This is a genomic window from Meiothermus ruber DSM 1279 (genome assembly GCF_000024425.1).
GTDB lineage: Bacteria > Deinococcota > Deinococci > Deinococcales > Thermaceae > Meiothermus > Meiothermus ruber.
Map to the genome: position 1 here is coordinate 2,083,578 of NC_013946.1, position 15,903 is coordinate 2,099,480.

14 protein-coding genes are annotated in these 15,903 nt (G+C 65.5%); 6 read left to right on the forward strand and 8 right to left on the reverse strand.

Features of this window, described 5'->3' with window-relative positions; translation table 11 throughout:
* Positions 1–12: 12 nt before the first annotated feature.
* The 3 genes from coaBC to MRUB_RS10345 form a co-directional block, all read right to left on the reverse strand.
* Positions 13–1,239 (reverse strand): bifunctional phosphopantothenoylcysteine decarboxylase/phosphopantothenate--cysteine ligase CoaBC, encoded by a 1,227-nt coding sequence (gene coaBC / locus MRUB_RS10335; protein WP_013014300.1) that lies wholly within the window; start codon positions 1,237–1,239, stop codon positions 13–15.
* On the reverse strand, positions 1,236–2,000 hold the full coding sequence (locus tag MRUB_RS10340; protein WP_013014301.1) for a type III pantothenate kinase: 765 nt from the start codon (positions 1,998–2,000) through the stop codon (positions 1,236–1,238). The genes coaBC and MRUB_RS10340 overlap by 4 nt, the downstream gene beginning before the upstream one ends.
* A 168-nt stretch (positions 2,001–2,168) precedes the next feature.
* Positions 2,169–3,014, reverse strand: coding sequence for a hypothetical protein (locus tag MRUB_RS10345; protein WP_013014302.1), 846 nt, complete (start codon positions 3,012–3,014; stop codon positions 2,169–2,171).
* A gap of 318 nt (positions 3,015–3,332) precedes the next feature.
* On the opposite strand from MRUB_RS10345, the gene thrB reads away from it, so the two are divergent.
* Positions 3,333–4,235 (forward strand): homoserine kinase, encoded by a 903-nt coding sequence (thrB, locus tag MRUB_RS10350; RefSeq protein WP_013014303.1) that lies wholly within the window; start codon positions 3,333–3,335, stop codon positions 4,233–4,235.
* Positions 4,205–4,954 (forward strand): DUF4388 domain-containing protein, encoded by a 750-nt coding sequence (locus MRUB_RS10355; protein WP_013014304.1) that lies wholly within the window; start codon positions 4,205–4,207, stop codon positions 4,952–4,954. The genes thrB and MRUB_RS10355 overlap by 31 nt, the downstream gene beginning before the upstream one ends.
* Before the next feature lie 10 nt (positions 4,955–4,964).
* On the opposite strand, the gene pgm is transcribed toward MRUB_RS10355, so the two are convergent.
* The 5 genes from pgm to MRUB_RS10380 form a co-directional block, all read right to left on the reverse strand.
* Positions 4,965–6,608, reverse strand: coding sequence for a phosphoglucomutase (alpha-D-glucose-1,6-bisphosphate-dependent) (gene pgm, locus MRUB_RS10360; RefSeq protein ID WP_013014305.1), 1,644 nt, complete (start codon positions 6,606–6,608; stop codon positions 4,965–4,967).
* Between the two features lie 60 nt (positions 6,609–6,668).
* The gene (gene lhgO, locus MRUB_RS10365) at positions 6,669–7,889 is read right to left on the reverse strand and encodes an L-2-hydroxyglutarate oxidase (RefSeq protein WP_013014306.1); all 1,221 of its coding nucleotides are present in this window, start codon (positions 7,887–7,889) and stop codon (positions 6,669–6,671) included.
* Between the two features lie 77 nt (positions 7,890–7,966).
* Complete coding sequence (locus MRUB_RS10370; RefSeq protein ID WP_013014307.1) at positions 7,967–9,019, reverse strand: mechanosensitive ion channel family protein; 1,053 nt, start codon at positions 9,017–9,019, stop codon at positions 7,967–7,969.
* 11 nt (positions 9,020–9,030) lie between these two features.
* Complete coding sequence (plsX, locus tag MRUB_RS10375) at positions 9,031–10,017, reverse strand: phosphate acyltransferase PlsX (RefSeq protein WP_013014308.1); 987 nt, start codon at positions 10,015–10,017, stop codon at positions 9,031–9,033.
* Positions 10,014–11,048 (reverse strand): LacI family DNA-binding transcriptional regulator, encoded by a 1,035-nt coding sequence (locus tag MRUB_RS10380; protein ID WP_013014309.1) that lies wholly within the window; start codon positions 11,046–11,048, stop codon positions 10,014–10,016. Before MRUB_RS10380 ends, plsX begins: the two co-directional genes overlap by 4 nt.
* Positions 11,049–11,211: 163 nt before the next feature.
* Between MRUB_RS10380 and MRUB_RS10385 the strand changes: the two genes are divergently transcribed.
* From MRUB_RS10385 to MRUB_RS10400, 4 genes are read left to right on the forward strand one after another with little or no spacing between them, the layout of a single operon-like run.
* Positions 11,212–12,765: a ribulokinase gene (locus tag MRUB_RS10385; protein WP_013014310.1), complete on the forward strand. Its 1,554-nt coding sequence runs from the start codon at positions 11,212–11,214 to the stop codon at positions 12,763–12,765.
* A 55-nt stretch (positions 12,766–12,820) separates the two neighbouring features.
* On the forward strand, positions 12,821–14,128 hold the full coding sequence (locus tag MRUB_RS10390) for an ABC transporter substrate-binding protein (RefSeq protein WP_013014311.1): 1,308 nt from the start codon (positions 12,821–12,823) through the stop codon (positions 14,126–14,128).
* A 45-nt stretch (positions 14,129–14,173) separates the two neighbouring features.
* Entirely contained in the window at positions 14,174–15,082 is a 909-nt protein-coding gene (locus MRUB_RS10395; protein ID WP_013014312.1) for a carbohydrate ABC transporter permease, read from the forward strand.
* Entirely contained in the window at positions 15,079–15,900 is an 822-nt protein-coding gene (locus MRUB_RS10400) for a carbohydrate ABC transporter permease (protein WP_013014313.1), read from the forward strand. The genes MRUB_RS10395 and MRUB_RS10400 overlap by 4 nt, the downstream gene beginning before the upstream one ends.
* Positions 15,901–15,903: the final 3 nt, after the last annotated feature.

Sequence of the window (15,903 nt, forward strand, 5' to 3'; positions counted from 1 at the left end):
GGCAGGCGCGATCTATCCCTGGGCTCCCTCTGCGAGGAGACCAACCACCCGCGCCAGAACGGCTGCGGCCACCTCGCCCTTGGTCATGAGGGGCAGGGGCTCGACCACCCCGCCCGGCAGCAGCAGAAGAACGCGGTTGGTGTCCACGGCGAAACCGGCATCGGGGGCGCTGATATCGTTGGCCACGATCATGGAGAGACTTTTGCGCTCGAGCTTGTCCTGCGCGTTCTCCCGCAGTTTCTCACTCTCGGCGGCGAAGCCCACCACCACCGCTGGCCGGCCCAGGTGCCGGCGCTCTTCAGCCACGGCCAGCAGGATGTCCGGGGTGGGCTCGAGTTCGAGCTGGGGGGCTTCCCGCTCCTTCTTGATCTTGTGGGCCCGCACCTGGCGGGGCCGGAAGTCGGCCACCGCGGCCGCCATGATCAGCACATCCGCCTCCCGGCACAGCCGCAAGACCGCCTCGGCCATCTGGGCGGCGGTTTCCACGTCGGTGCGCTCGGCCCCGGTGGGGGTGGGCAGGGCAGCGGCCGTAGCCCCCACCACCAGGCTGACCCGAGCCCCCAGATCCAGCGCGGCCTGGGCCAGGGCAAAACCCTGTTTGCCCGAGGAGCGGTTGGTGAGGTAGCGCACCGGGTCGAGGGGCTCCTGGGTGCCGCCCGCGCTCACCACCACGTGTTTTCCGGCCAGGGGGCCGCCGCGGCCCAGGGCCAGGCGAATCTGCCCCAGGATCTCGGCGGGCTCGAGCATCCGCCCCAGCCCCACCAGCCCCGAGGCCATGCGACCCTGGGCAGGGCCCAGGATCTGCACACCCCGGCGGCGCAGGGTCTCGAGGTTGGCCTGGGTGGCGGGGTGCTCGAACATCCCCCCGTCCATGGCGGGGGCCACCAGCACGGGACAGCGCGCGGCCAGGGCGGTCAGGGTAAGCAGGTTGTCGGCCTGGCCCTGGGCCAGCTTGGCCAGGGTGTGGGCGGTGCAGGGGGCGATCACCAGCAAGTCGGCGGCCTCCCCCAATCCGACGTGAAGCACGTGGGCCTCGCCCTCCCACAGGCTGGCGTAGGCCCTGCGCCCGGTAAGGGAGGCGAAGGTGAGCGGGGTGATGAAACGCTCGGCCCCCTCGCTCAGGATCACATCCACCAGGGCCCCGGCCTGGGTGAGCTTGCTGGCGAGGTCGGCGGCCTTGTAGGCAGCGATGGAGCCGCTCACGCCCAGCACGATGCGCTTGCCCTGCAGGGGGTTCATTGGTTGAGCTCCCAGATGATGCGCAGGCCATCGAGGGTCAGCCAGGGAGCGATGATCTCGATGACCGGGGTTTCCTGGGCGATGAGCTCGGCCAGGCCACCGGTTCCAATAACCTTCATCTGGGGCCCGAGCTCGGCGCGGAAGCGAGCCACCATGCCCTCCACCAGGCCCACGTAACCGAACAGCAACCCCGACTGCATCGAGTGCACGGTGTTACGCCCGATAGCTGTGGGGGGCCGCCTGAGCTCGACCTTGGGCAGCTTGGCGGCCCGCTGGAACAGGGCCTCCGCGGCGATTCCGATGCCCGGCGCGATGGCCCCCCCCAGGTAATCCCCCTCGGCGGTGATGGCGTCGAAGGTGGTGGCCGTGCCGAAATCCACCACGCAGGCCGGGCCGCCGTAGAGCTTATGCACCGCCGCGGCATCCACGATGCGGTCAGCGCCCACCTGCGAAGGGTCGTCGTAGCGCACCCGCACCCCGGTCTGGAGGCTCGAGTCCACCACCAAAGGCTTCCGCCCAAGGTAGTCCTGCACGGCCTGAACCAGCGTCGCGGTCAGGGGTGGCACCACCGAAGCCAGCACCACCGCCTCCACCTGGGCGGGCTTGTATCCGCTGAAGGAGAGCAGGTTGACCAGGGTGATGCCGTACTCGTCGGGCATGCGCTGGGGATCGGTGGAGATGCGCCAGCGCGGCCCCAGTTGCTCACCCTGGTAGAGGCCCAGGGTAATGTTGGTGTTGCCGATGTCGATGGCTAGCAGCATAAAACCTCCTCTTAGAAGGTTCCTTTGTCAATCAGACGATTTCTACTAGAGCGGGCTTGCCAGGGATGCAGCACCAACCGTTCTGGAAGGTAGCCCCGGACAACCTGGCTACAGGCGATGAGCATCCTGATAGATATTACCCCCTACGGCCAGTTTTAACTGCACCCGCTACAGGGTCGGCCGCAGCAGGCGATCGAAGAGCACAGCCGCGTTGGGCTCGAGGCTCTCGGTCATCCAGCGGCGCAGGTTTTTCTCCAGGCTGGCCGGGTCGTCGGTGGCGTAGATGTGCTGCAGGCGCTCGAGGGCCAAGGAGGCTCCGCGCCCCATATACTCCTTGAGCACCTCGTGGGCCGCATTCCAGGCCGTGCTGATTCGCAGGCTTCGCTGAGCCCGATCCTCTTGCTGGGCCTGCTCATACAGATCGGGTGGGGTCTGGTTGGGGGCCTGCACCAGATGCAGAACCCCCGCAGCAAACCGCGCCGGTGGCAAGGCCTCAAAAAGATACTTCCCCCGGGCTAAAAACCAGGCCTGCCCTACCAGGCCGTCCTCGAGCACCAGCGCACCGGTAAACTGCTCCTGCACAAGCGGCTGCATCAGGTTCTCAACCGCCACCTCGCGGGCCTCCACCCCGGTCAGGCGCAGCGACCCCTGGGTAAGGGCCACCAGAGGGGGCAGGTCGTCGGGCTGCAACCGATAAAGCGAGAGGGTGGCCAGGCCCAGCTCACGCTGCACAGCCCGGTAGGCCACGGTACCGCTGAGGTGGCCGTAGGTGGTCTGCCGCCAGGCCCCCAAAAGCCGCCCCCGATAAAAAGCCAACCAACCCCGCTCCTCGCCGGAGAAGCGGGCCAGCAGGTAACCGGAAAAACCCTCCCCCCGCAGCCGTTCAATCAACTCCGGGATTAGCAAGCCACCCGGCGCGTGCTCCACCAGGGGGTCGCGGCGCGACAGCGCATCGAGCAGGTGGCCCATCAGAGAGGGCGAGATGCGCTCGAGCAGACCCTGGTACACGCTCACGGTATCCTCTACCCCGACTGGTTTGACAGGCCAGCAGTTCTCGCATGCCCCACCCACAACCGGCTTACATGCCAGGCACGGGTTCGTAGAAAATACAACCGCATATGCTAGCAGGCTGCCATGACCCCGCCTCCCCAAAACCGGTGCTCTAAGGTGGGAGCAAAACCGCTATAGAACACGCACAGGGCCCAAGGAATGGAGTAAGTCACCCGCCTGTAGTATAGCTTGATTTGATGGTTTTTGCCCCGCGGCTGCACCCACCCCCAGCCCAGCATGCAGGTATGATGGCAAAGACCACCGCCTTCTAGCGGGAGCACTATGTCTGGCGATACCGTATACGTTCAAGTTCCAGCGACCCTGGCTAATCTGGGTTCGGGCTTTGATGCGCTCGGGGTGGCGCTCGATCTGTACCTCGAGGTTCACGCCACCCCGTCCTGCAGCAACGAGCTGCACTACAGCGGCCAGGGGCAGGTGCCCAACACCCCGGACAATCTTATCCACCAAGGCTACCGGGCCGCCTGGCAGTCCCTGGGTGAGCTCGACCCGCCGCCCCTGGCGGTCTGGGCTCACAATCCGATTCCCCTGGCCCGGGGCATGGGCAGCAGCTCGGCGGCCCTCGTTGCGGGGGCAGCCCTGGCCGATGCCTTTTCTGGGGGGCGGCTCGGGCCGGACGGCATCTTTCGGGTGACCGCCACCCTGGAAGGCCACCCCGACAATGTGGCCCCGGCGGTGTACGGCGGCTTTGTGGCCGCGCTGGCCGACCCCCCGCTGGCCCTGCCCATGCCTTCACCCAAAGGGCTGCGCTTTGTTCTGGGTGTGCCGCCTTACGAGGTGCCGACACCGCTGGCCCGGGCCGCTCTGCCCAAAACCATTCCCTACGCCGATGCCATCTTTAATCTGGCCCGCAGCGCGCTGTGGCCCGCGGCCCTGCACGCCGGGCGCCTGGATGCCCTGCGCGAAGCCGCCAAAGACCGCTTACACCAGCACTACCGCGCGCATCTGATGCCGGGCCTCGAGGCCGCTCTTGAGCGGGTCTATGCCGCGGGGGCCCTGGCCGCCTTTGTGGGAGGGGCCGGGCCTACCCTGGCCGCCCTGAGCGAGACACAGCATATCGAGGCCATTCGACAGGCCATGCAAGATTATGTGGGGCAGGGCTTCACGCTGGTGCTCGGCCTGGGAGAAGGGTTGCGATGGAAGGTAGCTTCGATACCATCCCGCTAAGCGACGTGCTTCAGATGATCCACGCCAGCCGTGGAACGGGGGTTCTGCACCTCAAAACCCATCTGCTTCCCCTGAAATTGCACTTCATGCTCGGCGAGGTGGTCGGTGGCAGCATCCTGGACTGGGAAGGCTTTGAGGCCATCGCCACCTTTCCACTCCACCCCGAGCAGGGTCAGTTCCGGTTTGAGGGTGGTCGGGTGCAGGGATCCCCGCTTATGCCGTTCAAGGTTTTTGTGGGGGAGTGGGCCCGCATGAACGATCAGTGGGCCCGCTTCCGCAGCGTGCTGGACTCCCCCAGTCGGGTGCTGGAGACGCCCCGGCCCGTGGAACCTTTTGCCGTTTTTGTGGGGGGCAAGAGCGTGCGGGCGGCGGCCAGAGCCTGGGGGGTTCCGCTGATCATCGCCGCCGAACGGGCCTGGCGGGGGCTGCGGGAGGGCGACCTCACCAAGCTGCGCAAGTATGCCTGGTTCGCCCTGCGCATCCGCCACCCTTCGGCCCGGCGCACCCAGGCGGGCATACGCAACCCCAACGATATGACCGTGCTGCTCGACGGCAGCCGCAACCTGGGCGAGCTCATCCAGGCCGGTCTGCCCATTGCCCAGGTGCGGGCTTACCTGCTCGAGCGCATCACCAACGGGGAGCTCGAGGCCCCCGGTAGGGGCTGGATACTGCGCGACCTGCTCTGGGAGATCGAGGCCGAGCAGGCGGCCTCAAAGTAGCGCGCCCGCATCAAACCCCGGCCCTGCGAAAAGCCTCGCCAACCAGGTGCCTGGCCTCCTGCACCACGCGCTCGAGGTGCGCCTCGCCCCGGAAGCTCTCGGCATAAATCTTGTACACGTCCTCGGTTCCGGAGGGCCGGGCCGCGAACCAGGCGTTCTCGGTCACCACCTTGAGCCCGCCGATGGGCTCATTGTTGCCGGGGGCGCGGGTGAGCTTGGCCTGGATGGGCTCCCCGGCCAGCTCGGTAGCGGTCACCAGCTCGGGTGAAAGGTTGGCCAGCACCTTTTTCTGGGCGCTGTTGGCCTCGGCATCAATGCGGGTGTACACCGAAGCGCCAAAGCGGGCCTCGAGGTCGCGGTAGTGCTGGCTGGGCGACCGGCCGGTCTTGGCCAGAATCTCAGCGGCCAGCAAACCCAGGATGATGCCGTCTTTGTCGGTGCTCCAGGCCGAGCCGTCCATGCGCACAAAGGAGGCTCCCGCGCTCTCCTCGCCCCCAAACCCGATGGTTCCGCTCAAAAGCCCCTGCACAAAATACTTAAAGCCCACCGGCACCTCCACCAGCCGGCGGCCCAGGCTGTGCACCACCCGGTCAATCATGCTGCTGCTGACCAGGGTCTTCCCCACCCCCATGCCGGCGGGCCAGCCGGGGCGGTTTTGATACAGGTAATGGATGCAAACTGCCAGGTAGTGGTTGGGGTTCATCAGGCCGTCCGGGGTCACGATGCCGTGCCGGTCGGCGTCGGGGTCGTTGCCGATGGCCACGTCGAACCTGTCCTTGAGGCCAATCAAGGAGGCCATGGCGTAGGGCGACGAGCAGTCCATGCGAATTTTGCCGTCTTTATCCAGGGTCATGAAGGCAAAGCTGGGGTCAATGCGTTCGTTGACCACGGTCAGGCTGAGGCTGTAGTGCTCGGCGATGCGCTGCCAGACCCGTAGCGAGGAGCCGCCCAGCGGGTCTACCCCAATCCGGACACCCGCGGCCTTGATGGCGGCCATGTCCACAATGCTTTCCAGTTGGCGCACATAAGGGGTGACGAAATCGAAGGCCCGAACCGCCTCCAGGGCCCGGCTGAGGGGCCAGCGCCTTACCTCGGTGAGGCCGTCGCGCAGGATCTGGTTGGCCCGTTCCTGGATCACCCGGGTCACGCCGGTATCGGCGGGGCCGCCGTTGGGGGGGTTGTATTTGAAGCCGCCGTCCTGGGGGGGGTTGTGGCTGGGGGTGATCACGATGCCGTCGGCCAGACCGCTGCTGCGATTGCGGTTGTACTCGAGGATGGCGTGCGAGACCAGGGGGGTTGGGGTGTAGCCGCGCCCTTCCTCAACCCTCACCTCCACCCCATTGGCCGCCAGCACCTCCACCGCGGTAATCCAGGCCGCCTCGGAAAGCGCGTGGGTATCCATGCCCATAAAGAGCGGCCCGGTAATGCCGTGCTCGGCCCGGTACTCCGCTACCGCCTGGGCGATGGCCAGGATGTGGGCCTCGTTGAAGGTGCCAGCCAGGGAGGTGCCCCGGTGGCCGCTGGTGCCAAAGGCCACCTGCTGGGCCGGGTTGAGGGGGTCGGGCTTTAGGGCATAGTAGCTGCTCACCAACCGAGGGAGGTTCACCAGAAGGCTATGGGGTGCGGGTTGGCCGGCCAGGGGGTGTAGGCTCATAACGCCTCCTTCTGCCAGGAGTCTACGCGTTGGTGGGGTTGGTTTGTCAATGCGAAACGCTCAGGCCTGGGCTATCTCCTGGCCCTTGTGCAGGGCTTCTATCCTATCCACCACATACTCGGCAAAGGGCATGGAAGCCGTCCAGGCCGGCGAGATGGCGTTGAGCACGTGCAGGCCCTCCCCATTGCCCTCGAGCAAGAAGTCCATCACCAGCTTTTTGTCCTGGTGGTCGTAGAGCTGGGCGCGGATGCCGGGGCGGCCCCAGGTGCGGTAGTTTTCCGGCTTCACCCCTTCCAGGAGGGCCGCGGCCTGCTGGACGAGGTAGGTTCTGGAGTACTTTTTGATCTCTTCCAGGGCCAGGCTGCGGAAGTTGAAGTCGTTGCGGAAGAACAGAATGGCCTCGTCGCGCAGAATCGAGAGGGCCTCGAGCGCGTCGAAGCCCTTCAGGCCTTCGTAGTTCTCGCGCCAGAAAGCCGGAATGGCGGTGGGGCCAATTTTGGCCTGGCCGTCCACCGTCACCGTAAAGTGGACGCCCAAAAAGGTGTTGCGCAGGTCGGGCACCGGGTAGATGTTGGTTTTGAGCGCGCCCACCGGCTCCGAGCCGTACACGTACAGCCCCTTGAAGGGCAGGATGCGGTAGCGCAGCCCCACACCAAAATCGTGGGCCACCCGGTCGGCGTGCAGGCCCGCGGCGTTGAGCACAAAGCCCGCGCTGTAGACCTCCTGGGGCGTGATGATGTCCCGGCCCCGCCGGCCCTGGTAGGGGGTATCCAGGTGAATCTCGATGCCCTGGGCTTTACACTCGGCGGCGATGGCGGCCATGCACTCCTTGGGATCCACGGTGGCGGTGTTGGGCGACCACAGGGCCAGCTCGGTCGACTTCACCCGCGGTTCGATTTTTCTGGCCTCCTCGAGGGGAATCAGGTAGGTCTCCACCCCGTTCAGGTCGCCCCGGCGCTTGAGTTCCTTTAGCCCCTCCACCTCCTGCTCGTTTTTAGCCACCACCAGCTTGCCGCAGCGGTTAATCCGGAGGCCCCGCGCCTCCACAAACTGCTTCCAGCGGGCGTTGCCCTCGCGGGTGAAGCGGGCTTTAAGCGAGTCGGCAGTGTAGTAAAAACCGGCGTGCAACACCCCCGAGTTGCGCCCGGAGCCGTGCTGGGCCAGTTCTTTCTCTTTCTCCAGCACCACCACACTGGCCGCGGCATCGCGCTTTTTTATCTCCAGGGCAATGGTCAGGCCCACAATGCCACCGCCGATAACCAGGTAGTCGCAGGTTTTCATCCCTTTGCATTCTATGCCGCTGCAAGGGCAGGCCCGGTTCAAAGTCGAACCCTGGCCGCCTCGAGGGTCGGTAGGGCTTATGAATTGACGATGCGCCGCGTGGGGTAGGGAATGGCGATCCCTTCGGCGTCGAGCCGCAGCTTGATGCGGCGGCGAAACTCGCGCCCGATGGCCCACTGCTCCTTGGGCTTGGTGTTGAACAGAACCCGGATCAGGATGCCCGAGTCGGCCAGCTGCTGGATGCCCAGGGTTTCGGGCGGCTGGTCGGTGAATTTGTCGCGCCACTCGGGGTCGTGATAGAAAGCCTCGGCTTCTGAGCGCACCACCTCGAGGGCCCTGTCTACTGGCGTCTCGTAGGCCACCGAGACGTCCACCACCGCGCGGGCCCAGTCGCGGCTCATCACCGTAACCTGCTGGATGGTGGAGTTGGGGATGAAGTGCACCCGGCCCTCCAGGTCGCGCAGCACGGTGATGCGCAGATTGAAGCGCTCCACCCCCCCCGAAAGCTGGCCCACGGTAATCACGTCGCCCACCCCGTACTGGTCTTCCAGCAGGATAAAAAAGCCGTTGATCACATCGCGGATCAGGTTCTGGGCGGCCAGCGAGATGCCCAGCCCCACCACCCCGGCCCCAGCCAGCAACGCCGTGACGTTCAGGCCTAGGTTGGACAGGGCAAACAGCACCCCTAGGGCGATAATCAGCACCTTCAAGACCGACTCGAGCACGCTCTTGAGGGTTTGTAGCCGCACCTGCTCCCGGCTAAACTCCCCCGACCCCACCGGAACCCGTTGCAACAGCCGGGGCACCAGGCGCAAAGCCAGCGAGGTCGCGCCCAGGATCAGCAGCACGGCCAGCCCGCGCTCCCCCAGCCAGCCGAAGAGCACCTGGCCCCAGGCGTAGAAGGGCTCGAGGCGCACCTGCCAGACCTGGGCCCCCAGGGCCGCTATCATGGCGGCGGTGAAGCCCCACCACAGCCAGCCGATGTAGCGCAGGTAGCGGTCGTCGCGGGTGTCGGGGGTCAGTCGGGCCAGCCAGCCCACCAGGCCGGCCCCGGCCCGCCCTACCCAGAAACCCAGAATTAGCAAGCCAACACTGATCAAAACACGCAGCCAGAGACTCGATATCTCCACGCTTCCCCCTCCTATCCAGCCAAGCGGGCCATGCCGGCCCGCACCCGCTCCACCAGGCCGGCCTCCACCACACCCCTGGCTTTGCGAATCGCGCTCAGCACCGCCCGCCCATCGGCGGAGCCATGCCCGATAAACACCGGGCCCTCCACTCCCAGCAGGGGCATAGCCCCGTACTCGGCGGGGTCCATTTTGGCCCGCAGGCTTTGCAGGGCCGGGCGCACCAGCAAGGCCCCCAACCGGGTCAAGAGCGAACCCCCGCTCAAAGCCTCGCGAATCCACTTAAAGATGGTGCGGGCCTCACCTTCGGAGAGCTTGAGCACCACGTTGCCGGTGTAGCCATCGCTCACCACGATATCGGTGGTGCCTTTGAAGATGTCGCGCCCCTCCACGTTGCCGTAGAAGCGCAGGCCCGGCGCGGCCTTGAGCAGGGGAAAGGTTTGCAGGGTGAGTTCGTTGCCCTTGTGCTCCTCCTCCCCGATGGAGAGCAGCCCCACACTGGGCTCCGCTATCCCCTGGGCCTGGGCATAGGCCGTGGCCATCACCGCAAACTGCACCAGCCACTCGGGCTTGCAGTCCACGTTGGCCCCGCCGTCGGTCAGAAAGGTGCGCCCTTTTTCGCTGGGCAGCTCGATCAGCAGGGTGGGCCGATCCACTCCCCGGATGCGCCCCAGGTTGAACAGGGCCGAGGCCAGCGTGGCCCCGGTGTGCCCCATGGCCACCACCGCCGAGGCCTCGCCCTGCTTGACCAGCTCCATGCAGACGTTGATGGAAGCCCGGCGCTTTTTGCGCACGTCGGTGGCCTGGTCGTGCATGGTGATGTACTCGGGGGCCTCCACAATGGGCAGATCCCCCCCCTGCTTTCGGAGTTCCTGCTGCAAAACAGCCGTGGGGCCTACCAGCACCACCGGGATTCCCTGTCTGTGGGCCAGCAGGGCGCCTTCTACCGTAACTTTGGGGGCATGGTCGCCCCCCATGGCGTCGAGGGCAATCGGTCTCACACCCTGGATTTTACGCCCTGGGCCGGAGGCGGGGCGCAGCTACCCCGCCGGATCAGCCGTCCAGGAAAGCGCTTGCGCACCACCTTATCCAGGTCTTGATTCTCGATGGCCTCGAGCACGATTTCCACCGCCACCTGCCCCATGGCCTCCACCGGCTGCTCGATCACATCCAGGGGCGGGGTGACCAGGGCCGTCCAGGAGTAGTTATCGAAGGTGAGCAGGGAGACATCCTGGGGTATGCGCAGCCCCAGCTCCTTCAGGGCCCGAAAAGCCCCGGCGGCCTCGCTTCCGGTCAGCGAGAACAGCGCGGTGGGTGGTTCGGGCAGCCGCATGAGTTCCAGGGTGAGGTGGTAGGCCGCCTCCTCGCTGCGCTCAATCACCCGCTGGTACTCGGGTATTGGGGCCAGCCCCACCGCCTGCATGGCCTCCGGAAAGACCCTCGAGCGCTCGTCGGGGGTGATCACGGGGTGGTAGTCGCCCAGCGTGGCGATGCGGCGGTGGCCCAGGTCGTAGAGGTACTTCACCCCGGTAAACACGCACTGCCGCCCGTCCAGCATCACATAGCTAAAGGGGCTGTTGGGATAAAAGTGGTCGATTTCCAGGATGTAGGTTCCCCGTTTGTGCATCTGTACCAGGTAGTCGAGGTTGGGGGAACCGAAGGCCGAGCGAATGATCAGGCCGCTCACCCGTTGACCACGAAACATCTTGAGGTGCTGGAGTTCGATGGCCGAGTCGTACTCGCTGTCGGCCACCATCAGGGCGTAGCCCCTGGCCCGCACCTGACGGGCAATGCTGCGGATGAGCGCGGCAAAAAAAGGCTCGATGATGTTGCCCACCATCAGCCCCAGGGTCTGGGTGCGGCCCCGCCGCAGGCTACCCGCTAGCTGATCCGGTTCGTAGCCCAGCTCCTCGATGGCCTTGCGCACCCGGGCCAGGGTCTCGGGGGCCAGGCGGTGGGGTTCGTGGATTGCGCGCTTGGCCGTGGTAGGGGCCACGCCCGCCCGTTTAGCGACATCCAGGATATTGGCCACGTGACCATTGTAACAAACCAGGTATTGACAAAAAAGCACCCGGCATTTAGTCTAATGGTCACGAGACCATAAGCAGGTAGAGAGAGAAAAGCGGCAGCTCACTTTTATAGCTTTGTGCGATGAATGGTCACGTGACCATAAGCTCCAGAACGGTTATTCTGCTATGAAACCCCTGGCGATTGGCTTAGATTTTGGCACCGAGTCGGCGCGGGCCTTGCTGCTCGACCTCGAGCGCGGCCAGGAACTGGCCGTCGCGGTGGAGCCCTACCCCCATGGTGTGCTGACCCACCGCCTCCCCTCCGGAGCGCCCCTGCCCCCGCTGTGGGCTTTGCACCACCCCGCGGACTACCTGCAGGTGAGCCGGGTTCTGCTGCAAAAGATGCGGCTCGAGGCCCACCAGTCGGGCGGAACGGTTGTGGGCATCGGCCTAGACGCCACCGCCTCGAGCCCGCTCCCTACCGATGCCTCGGGCGTTCCCCTGGCCCTCAAAGAAGCCTTCCGCTACCAGCCGCACGCCTACCTAAAACTCTGGAAACACCACGCCGCCGAGCCGTACGCCCAGGCCATCAACCAGGCCCACCCAGGGTTCTTGCAGATGTACGGCGGCAAAACCAGCGCCGAGTGGTCGCTGGCTAAAGCCTGGCAGGTGCTGGAGGAAGCACCCGAGATCTGGGAGGCCACAGCCCGCTGGATCGAGGTGGGGGACTGGCTGGTCTGGCAACTCAGCGGCGAGGAGGTGCGCTCGAGCTGCCAGGCGGGTTACAAAGCCCACTGGCAGCCGGAGGGCTACCCGGAGGCTGCGCAGCTCCGAGCTTTGCGGCCCGGTCTGGAGGGCTGGCTGGATAAGCTGGCCTGGCCTCAGCCGGTAGGCCAGAAGGCAGGCGGCCTGAGCCAGGCCTGGGCCCAGCGCACCGGGCTGCCAGCGGGAATTCCGGTGGCCACCGCCAGCATTGACGCCCACGCCGCCGTGCTGGGGGTGGGCGTTCAAGAAAGCGGGGTTCTGGTGGCGATTCTGGGAACCTCGAGCTGCCACCTGGCCCTGAGCCCGTCGGCCTGCCCGGTTCCTGGCATTGCCGGCATCGTAGCGGATGGCATTCTGCCCGGTCTGTACGGCTATGAGTGCGGCCAGCCCGCTTCGGGGGACATGCTGGCCTGGTGGGTGCGCACCCTGGCCTGGGCCGCTCAGGAGCCCGAGCAGGCGGTTTTTGAGCGGCTCAACCTCGAGCTCAGCCAGCGCACCCCCCGGCCATCGGGCCTGCTGGCCCTGGACTGGTGGAACGGCTGCCGCACCCCCTTGATGAACGCAAGCTTGAAGGGCGTCTTGAGCGGGCTGAGCCTGGCTACCGACCCTCCGCAGATCTACCAGGCCCTGATCGAGGCCACGGCCCTGGGCACCCGCTGGGTCAAGGAAACCCTGGAACAGGCGGTGGGCCCCCTACCCCGGGTGGTGGTTACCGGCGGGCTGTCCAAAACCCCCGCCATCGTACAGATCCTGGCCAACGTGCTGGGCTGCGAGGTGGAGGCCAGCGCCACGCCCCATGCCTCGGCCCGTGGGGCGGCCCTGTACGCCGCCATGGCCGCCGGGCTTCCGCTGCCCCCAGCGCCTGCGGCCCAGGGCTTTACCCCCAACTCCGGGGCCTACCTCGAGCTCTACCCTTCCTACCGCTCGCTGGCTGAATACTTCGGCTTTGTTCAATCCAAGGAGGTGAAAAGCTAGCTCGAGTCCAACATCGGTATCGGCCCAAAGCAACCTAGACCCAAGGGAGGTAAATATGCGCTTTTGGCAAGTTTTGCTGGCCTGTACGGGCCTCCTGCTCTCCACGGCCCTGGCCCAGACCACCATCACCATCGCCACCGTCAACAACCCCGACATGATCACCATGCAGAAGCTCACCCCGGAGTTCGAGAAGGCCAATCCGGGGATCAAGGTCAACTGGGTGGTGCTTCCCGAGAACGAGCTGCGCCAGAAGGTGACCACCGACATCGCCACCAACGCCGGTTCCTATGACGTGCTGACCATCGGCACCTACGAGGCCCCCTTATGGGGCAAAAACGGCTGGCTGGTGGAGATAAGCGGCCTGCCGGCCTCGTACGACCTCGAGGACGTGCTCAAACCGGTGCGGGCCGGGCTTTCGTACCAGGGTAAGCTCTACGCCCTGCCCTTCTACGCCGAAAGCTCGATGCTGTACTACCGCAAAGACCTCTTCGCGGCCAAAGGCTTCACGGTACCGGCCCAGCCCACCTGGACCCAGGCCATCAACTGGGCCCGCCAACTCCACAACCCCAGCGGTGGCGTTTATGGCATCTGCCTGCGTGGCCTGCCGGGCTGGGGCGAAAACATGGCCTTTATCACCACCCTGGTCAACACCTACGGGGGGCGCTGGTTCGACGAAAACTGGAGACCCCAGCTCACCAGCCCCGAGTGGAAACGGGCCATCGGGCAGTATGTGGAGCTGGTCACCAAGTACGGCCCTCCCGGCGTCACCGGCAACGGCTTCACCGAGAACCTGACCCTGATGTCGGAGGGCAAGTGCGCCATGTGGATTGATGCCACCGTGGCGGCCGGCTACCTGGCCAACCCCAAAACCTCCAAGGTGGCCGACAAGATCGGCTTTGCCAAAGCCCCGGTGGCCGTCACCCCCAACGGCGCCCACTGGCTGTGGAGCTGGGCGCTGGCCATTCCCAAGTCCAGTAAGAAAGTGGAGGCCGCCAAGACCTTCATCGCCTGGGCCACCTCCAAGGAGTACATCGAGCTGGTAGGCCGCACCCAGGGCTGGGTCAGCGCGCCCCCCGGTACCCGCTACTCCACCTATAACAACCCCAACTACCAGCGGGCCGCGCCCTTCGCCAAAGTGGTACTGGACTCCATCAACACTGCCGACCCCACCAAGCCCACCCTCAAACCCGTGCCCTACACCGGTGTGCAGTTTGTGGGCATCCCCGAGTTCCAGGCCATCGGCACCCAGGTCGGGCAGTTTATCGCCGGGATCGTGGCGGGCCGAACCAGCCTGGACAACGGGCTGGCCCAGGCCCAGGCCGCCGTCGAGAAGCTGATGAAAGAGGCTGGCTACATCAAGTAAAGCCAGACGGGGCGGGCCTTCCGAGCCCGCCCCTCAAAGGTAACCATGACATACCATCGCGTCCTCACCAGACCACGCCCGCAGGCTCTGCGGCCCAATTCCCTCTGGCTGCTCGGCCCGGCTGTTCTTTTGCTCATCGTCTGGACGCAGATTCCGTTTGTCCTCACCCTATACCACTCCTTCCGTCGCTTCAATCTGCTCAACCCCGAACGCCAGGGCTTTGTTGGTTTCGAGAACTTCGCCTCCTTGCTGACCGACCCCATCTTCTGGACGGCCATCCTCAACACCCTGGTGCTGGTGGGCTCGGTGCTGCTGATTACGGTGGCCGTCGGACTGCTGCTGGCGGTGCTTTTTTATCAGGACTTTCCCGGTCGGGCTTTAGCGCGCACCCTGGTCATCTCGCCCTTCTTTGTGATGCCGGTGGTCTCGGCCCTGATCTGGAAAAACATGCTGATGCACCCGGTGTACGGGCTTTTTGCCTGGATCGCCGAGAGCCTGGGGCAGCGGCCCATCGACTGGCTGGCCGCCCACCCCATGCCGTCCATCGTGATAATGGTCTCCTGGCAGTGGATTCCCTTTGCCATGCTCCTGATTCTCACCGGGCTACAGTCGCTGTCCAAAGAACAGCTCGAGGCCGCCAAAATTGACGGTGCCAACGCCTGGCAGGAGTTCCGCTACATCATCGTGCCGCACCTGGCCCAGACCCTGAGCGTGGTGGTGATGCTGGAAACCATCTTCCTGCTGACCATCTTCGCCGAAATCTACGCCTCGACCTCGGGCGGGCCGGGCCTGGCCACCACCACCCTGCCGTACCTGATCTACCTCAAGGCCTTCGGCGAGTACCGCATCGGGGTGGCCGCCGCGGGGGCGGTGTTTGCGGTGATTCTAGCCAACATCGTAGCCATCTTCGTTTTGCGCATGATTGGGCGCAACCTGCAAGGAGGGCGGACATGAGCCAGGGCCGACGCATCCGCTGGGAGCTGACCGCGCTGGCCTACCTGGCCGCCGGTATTATGTTCTTCCCCATCTTCTGGCTCTTCCTCACCGGTTTCAAGAGCGAGGGCGAGGCCATCGCCATCCCCCCCAAGCTGATTTTTCAGCCCACCCTCGAGAGCATCCAGGAAGCCCTGACCCGCAGCGACTACGGCCTGCACTTTCTTAACTCGATCATCTCGGCCCTGGGCTCCACAGCCCTGGCCCTGCTCCTGGCCATTCCGGCGGCCTACTCCATGGCCTTCTACCCCACCCGGCGAACCCAGGGCCTGCTGCTGTGGATGATCAGCACCAAGATGATGCCGCCGGTGGGGGTGATCATCCCGGTCTACCTGATCTTCCGCGACCTGCGCTGGCTGGACAACGTCTGGGCCCTGGCCCTGATTTACACGGTGATGAACCTGCCGGTGGTCATCTGGACCCTGTACGCCTTCTTCCGCGAGGTGCCCCACGAGATCATGGAGGCCGCACGGGTTGACGGGGCCAGCATACCCCAGGAGCTCTTGCGGGTGCTCCTGCCGCTTTCGGTTCCGGCCATCGCTTCGGCGGCTTTGCTGAGCATCATCCTGGCCTGGAACGAGACCTTCTGGAGCCTCAACCTCACCTCGGCCCAGGCCTCCCCGCTCTCGGTGTATGTGGCCTCCTTCAAAACCGCCGAGGGCCTGTTCTGGGCCAAGATGTCGGCGGCCTCGATGATTGCCATCCTGCCGGTGATGGTGATGGGCTGGCTGGCCCAGCGGCAGCTGGTGCGGGGTCTGACCTTTGGCGCCATCAAGTAACGC

Bases quoted from the DNA above. Each gene is read 5' to 3' on its own strand.
- coaBC (WP_013014300.1), bottom strand. From the start codon at position 1,239: ATGAACCCCCTGCAGGGCAAGCGCATCGTGCTGGGCGTGAGCGGCTCC.
- MRUB_RS10340 (WP_013014301.1), bottom strand. From the start codon at position 2,000: ATGCTGCTAGCCATCGACATCGGCAACACCAACATTACCCTGGGCCTC.
- thrB (WP_013014303.1), top strand. From the start codon at position 3,333: ATGTCTGGCGATACCGTATACGTTCAAGTTCCAGCGACCCTGGCTAAT.
- MRUB_RS10355 (WP_013014304.1), top strand. From the start codon at position 4,205: ATGGAAGGTAGCTTCGATACCATCCCGCTAAGCGACGTGCTTCAGATG.
- pgm (WP_013014305.1), bottom strand. From the start codon at position 6,608: ATGAGCCTACACCCCCTGGCCGGCCAACCCGCACCCCATAGCCTTCTG.
- lhgO (WP_013014306.1), bottom strand. From the start codon at position 7,889: ATGAAAACCTGCGACTACCTGGTTATCGGCGGTGGCATTGTGGGCCTG.
- MRUB_RS10385 (WP_013014310.1), top strand. From the start codon at position 11,212: ATGAAACCCCTGGCGATTGGCTTAGATTTTGGCACCGAGTCGGCGCGG.
- MRUB_RS10390 (WP_013014311.1), top strand. From the start codon at position 12,821: ATGCGCTTTTGGCAAGTTTTGCTGGCCTGTACGGGCCTCCTGCTCTCC.
- MRUB_RS10395 (WP_013014312.1), top strand. From the start codon at position 14,174: ATGACATACCATCGCGTCCTCACCAGACCACGCCCGCAGGCTCTGCGG.
- MRUB_RS10400 (WP_013014313.1), top strand. From the start codon at position 15,079: ATGAGCCAGGGCCGACGCATCCGCTGGGAGCTGACCGCGCTGGCCTAC.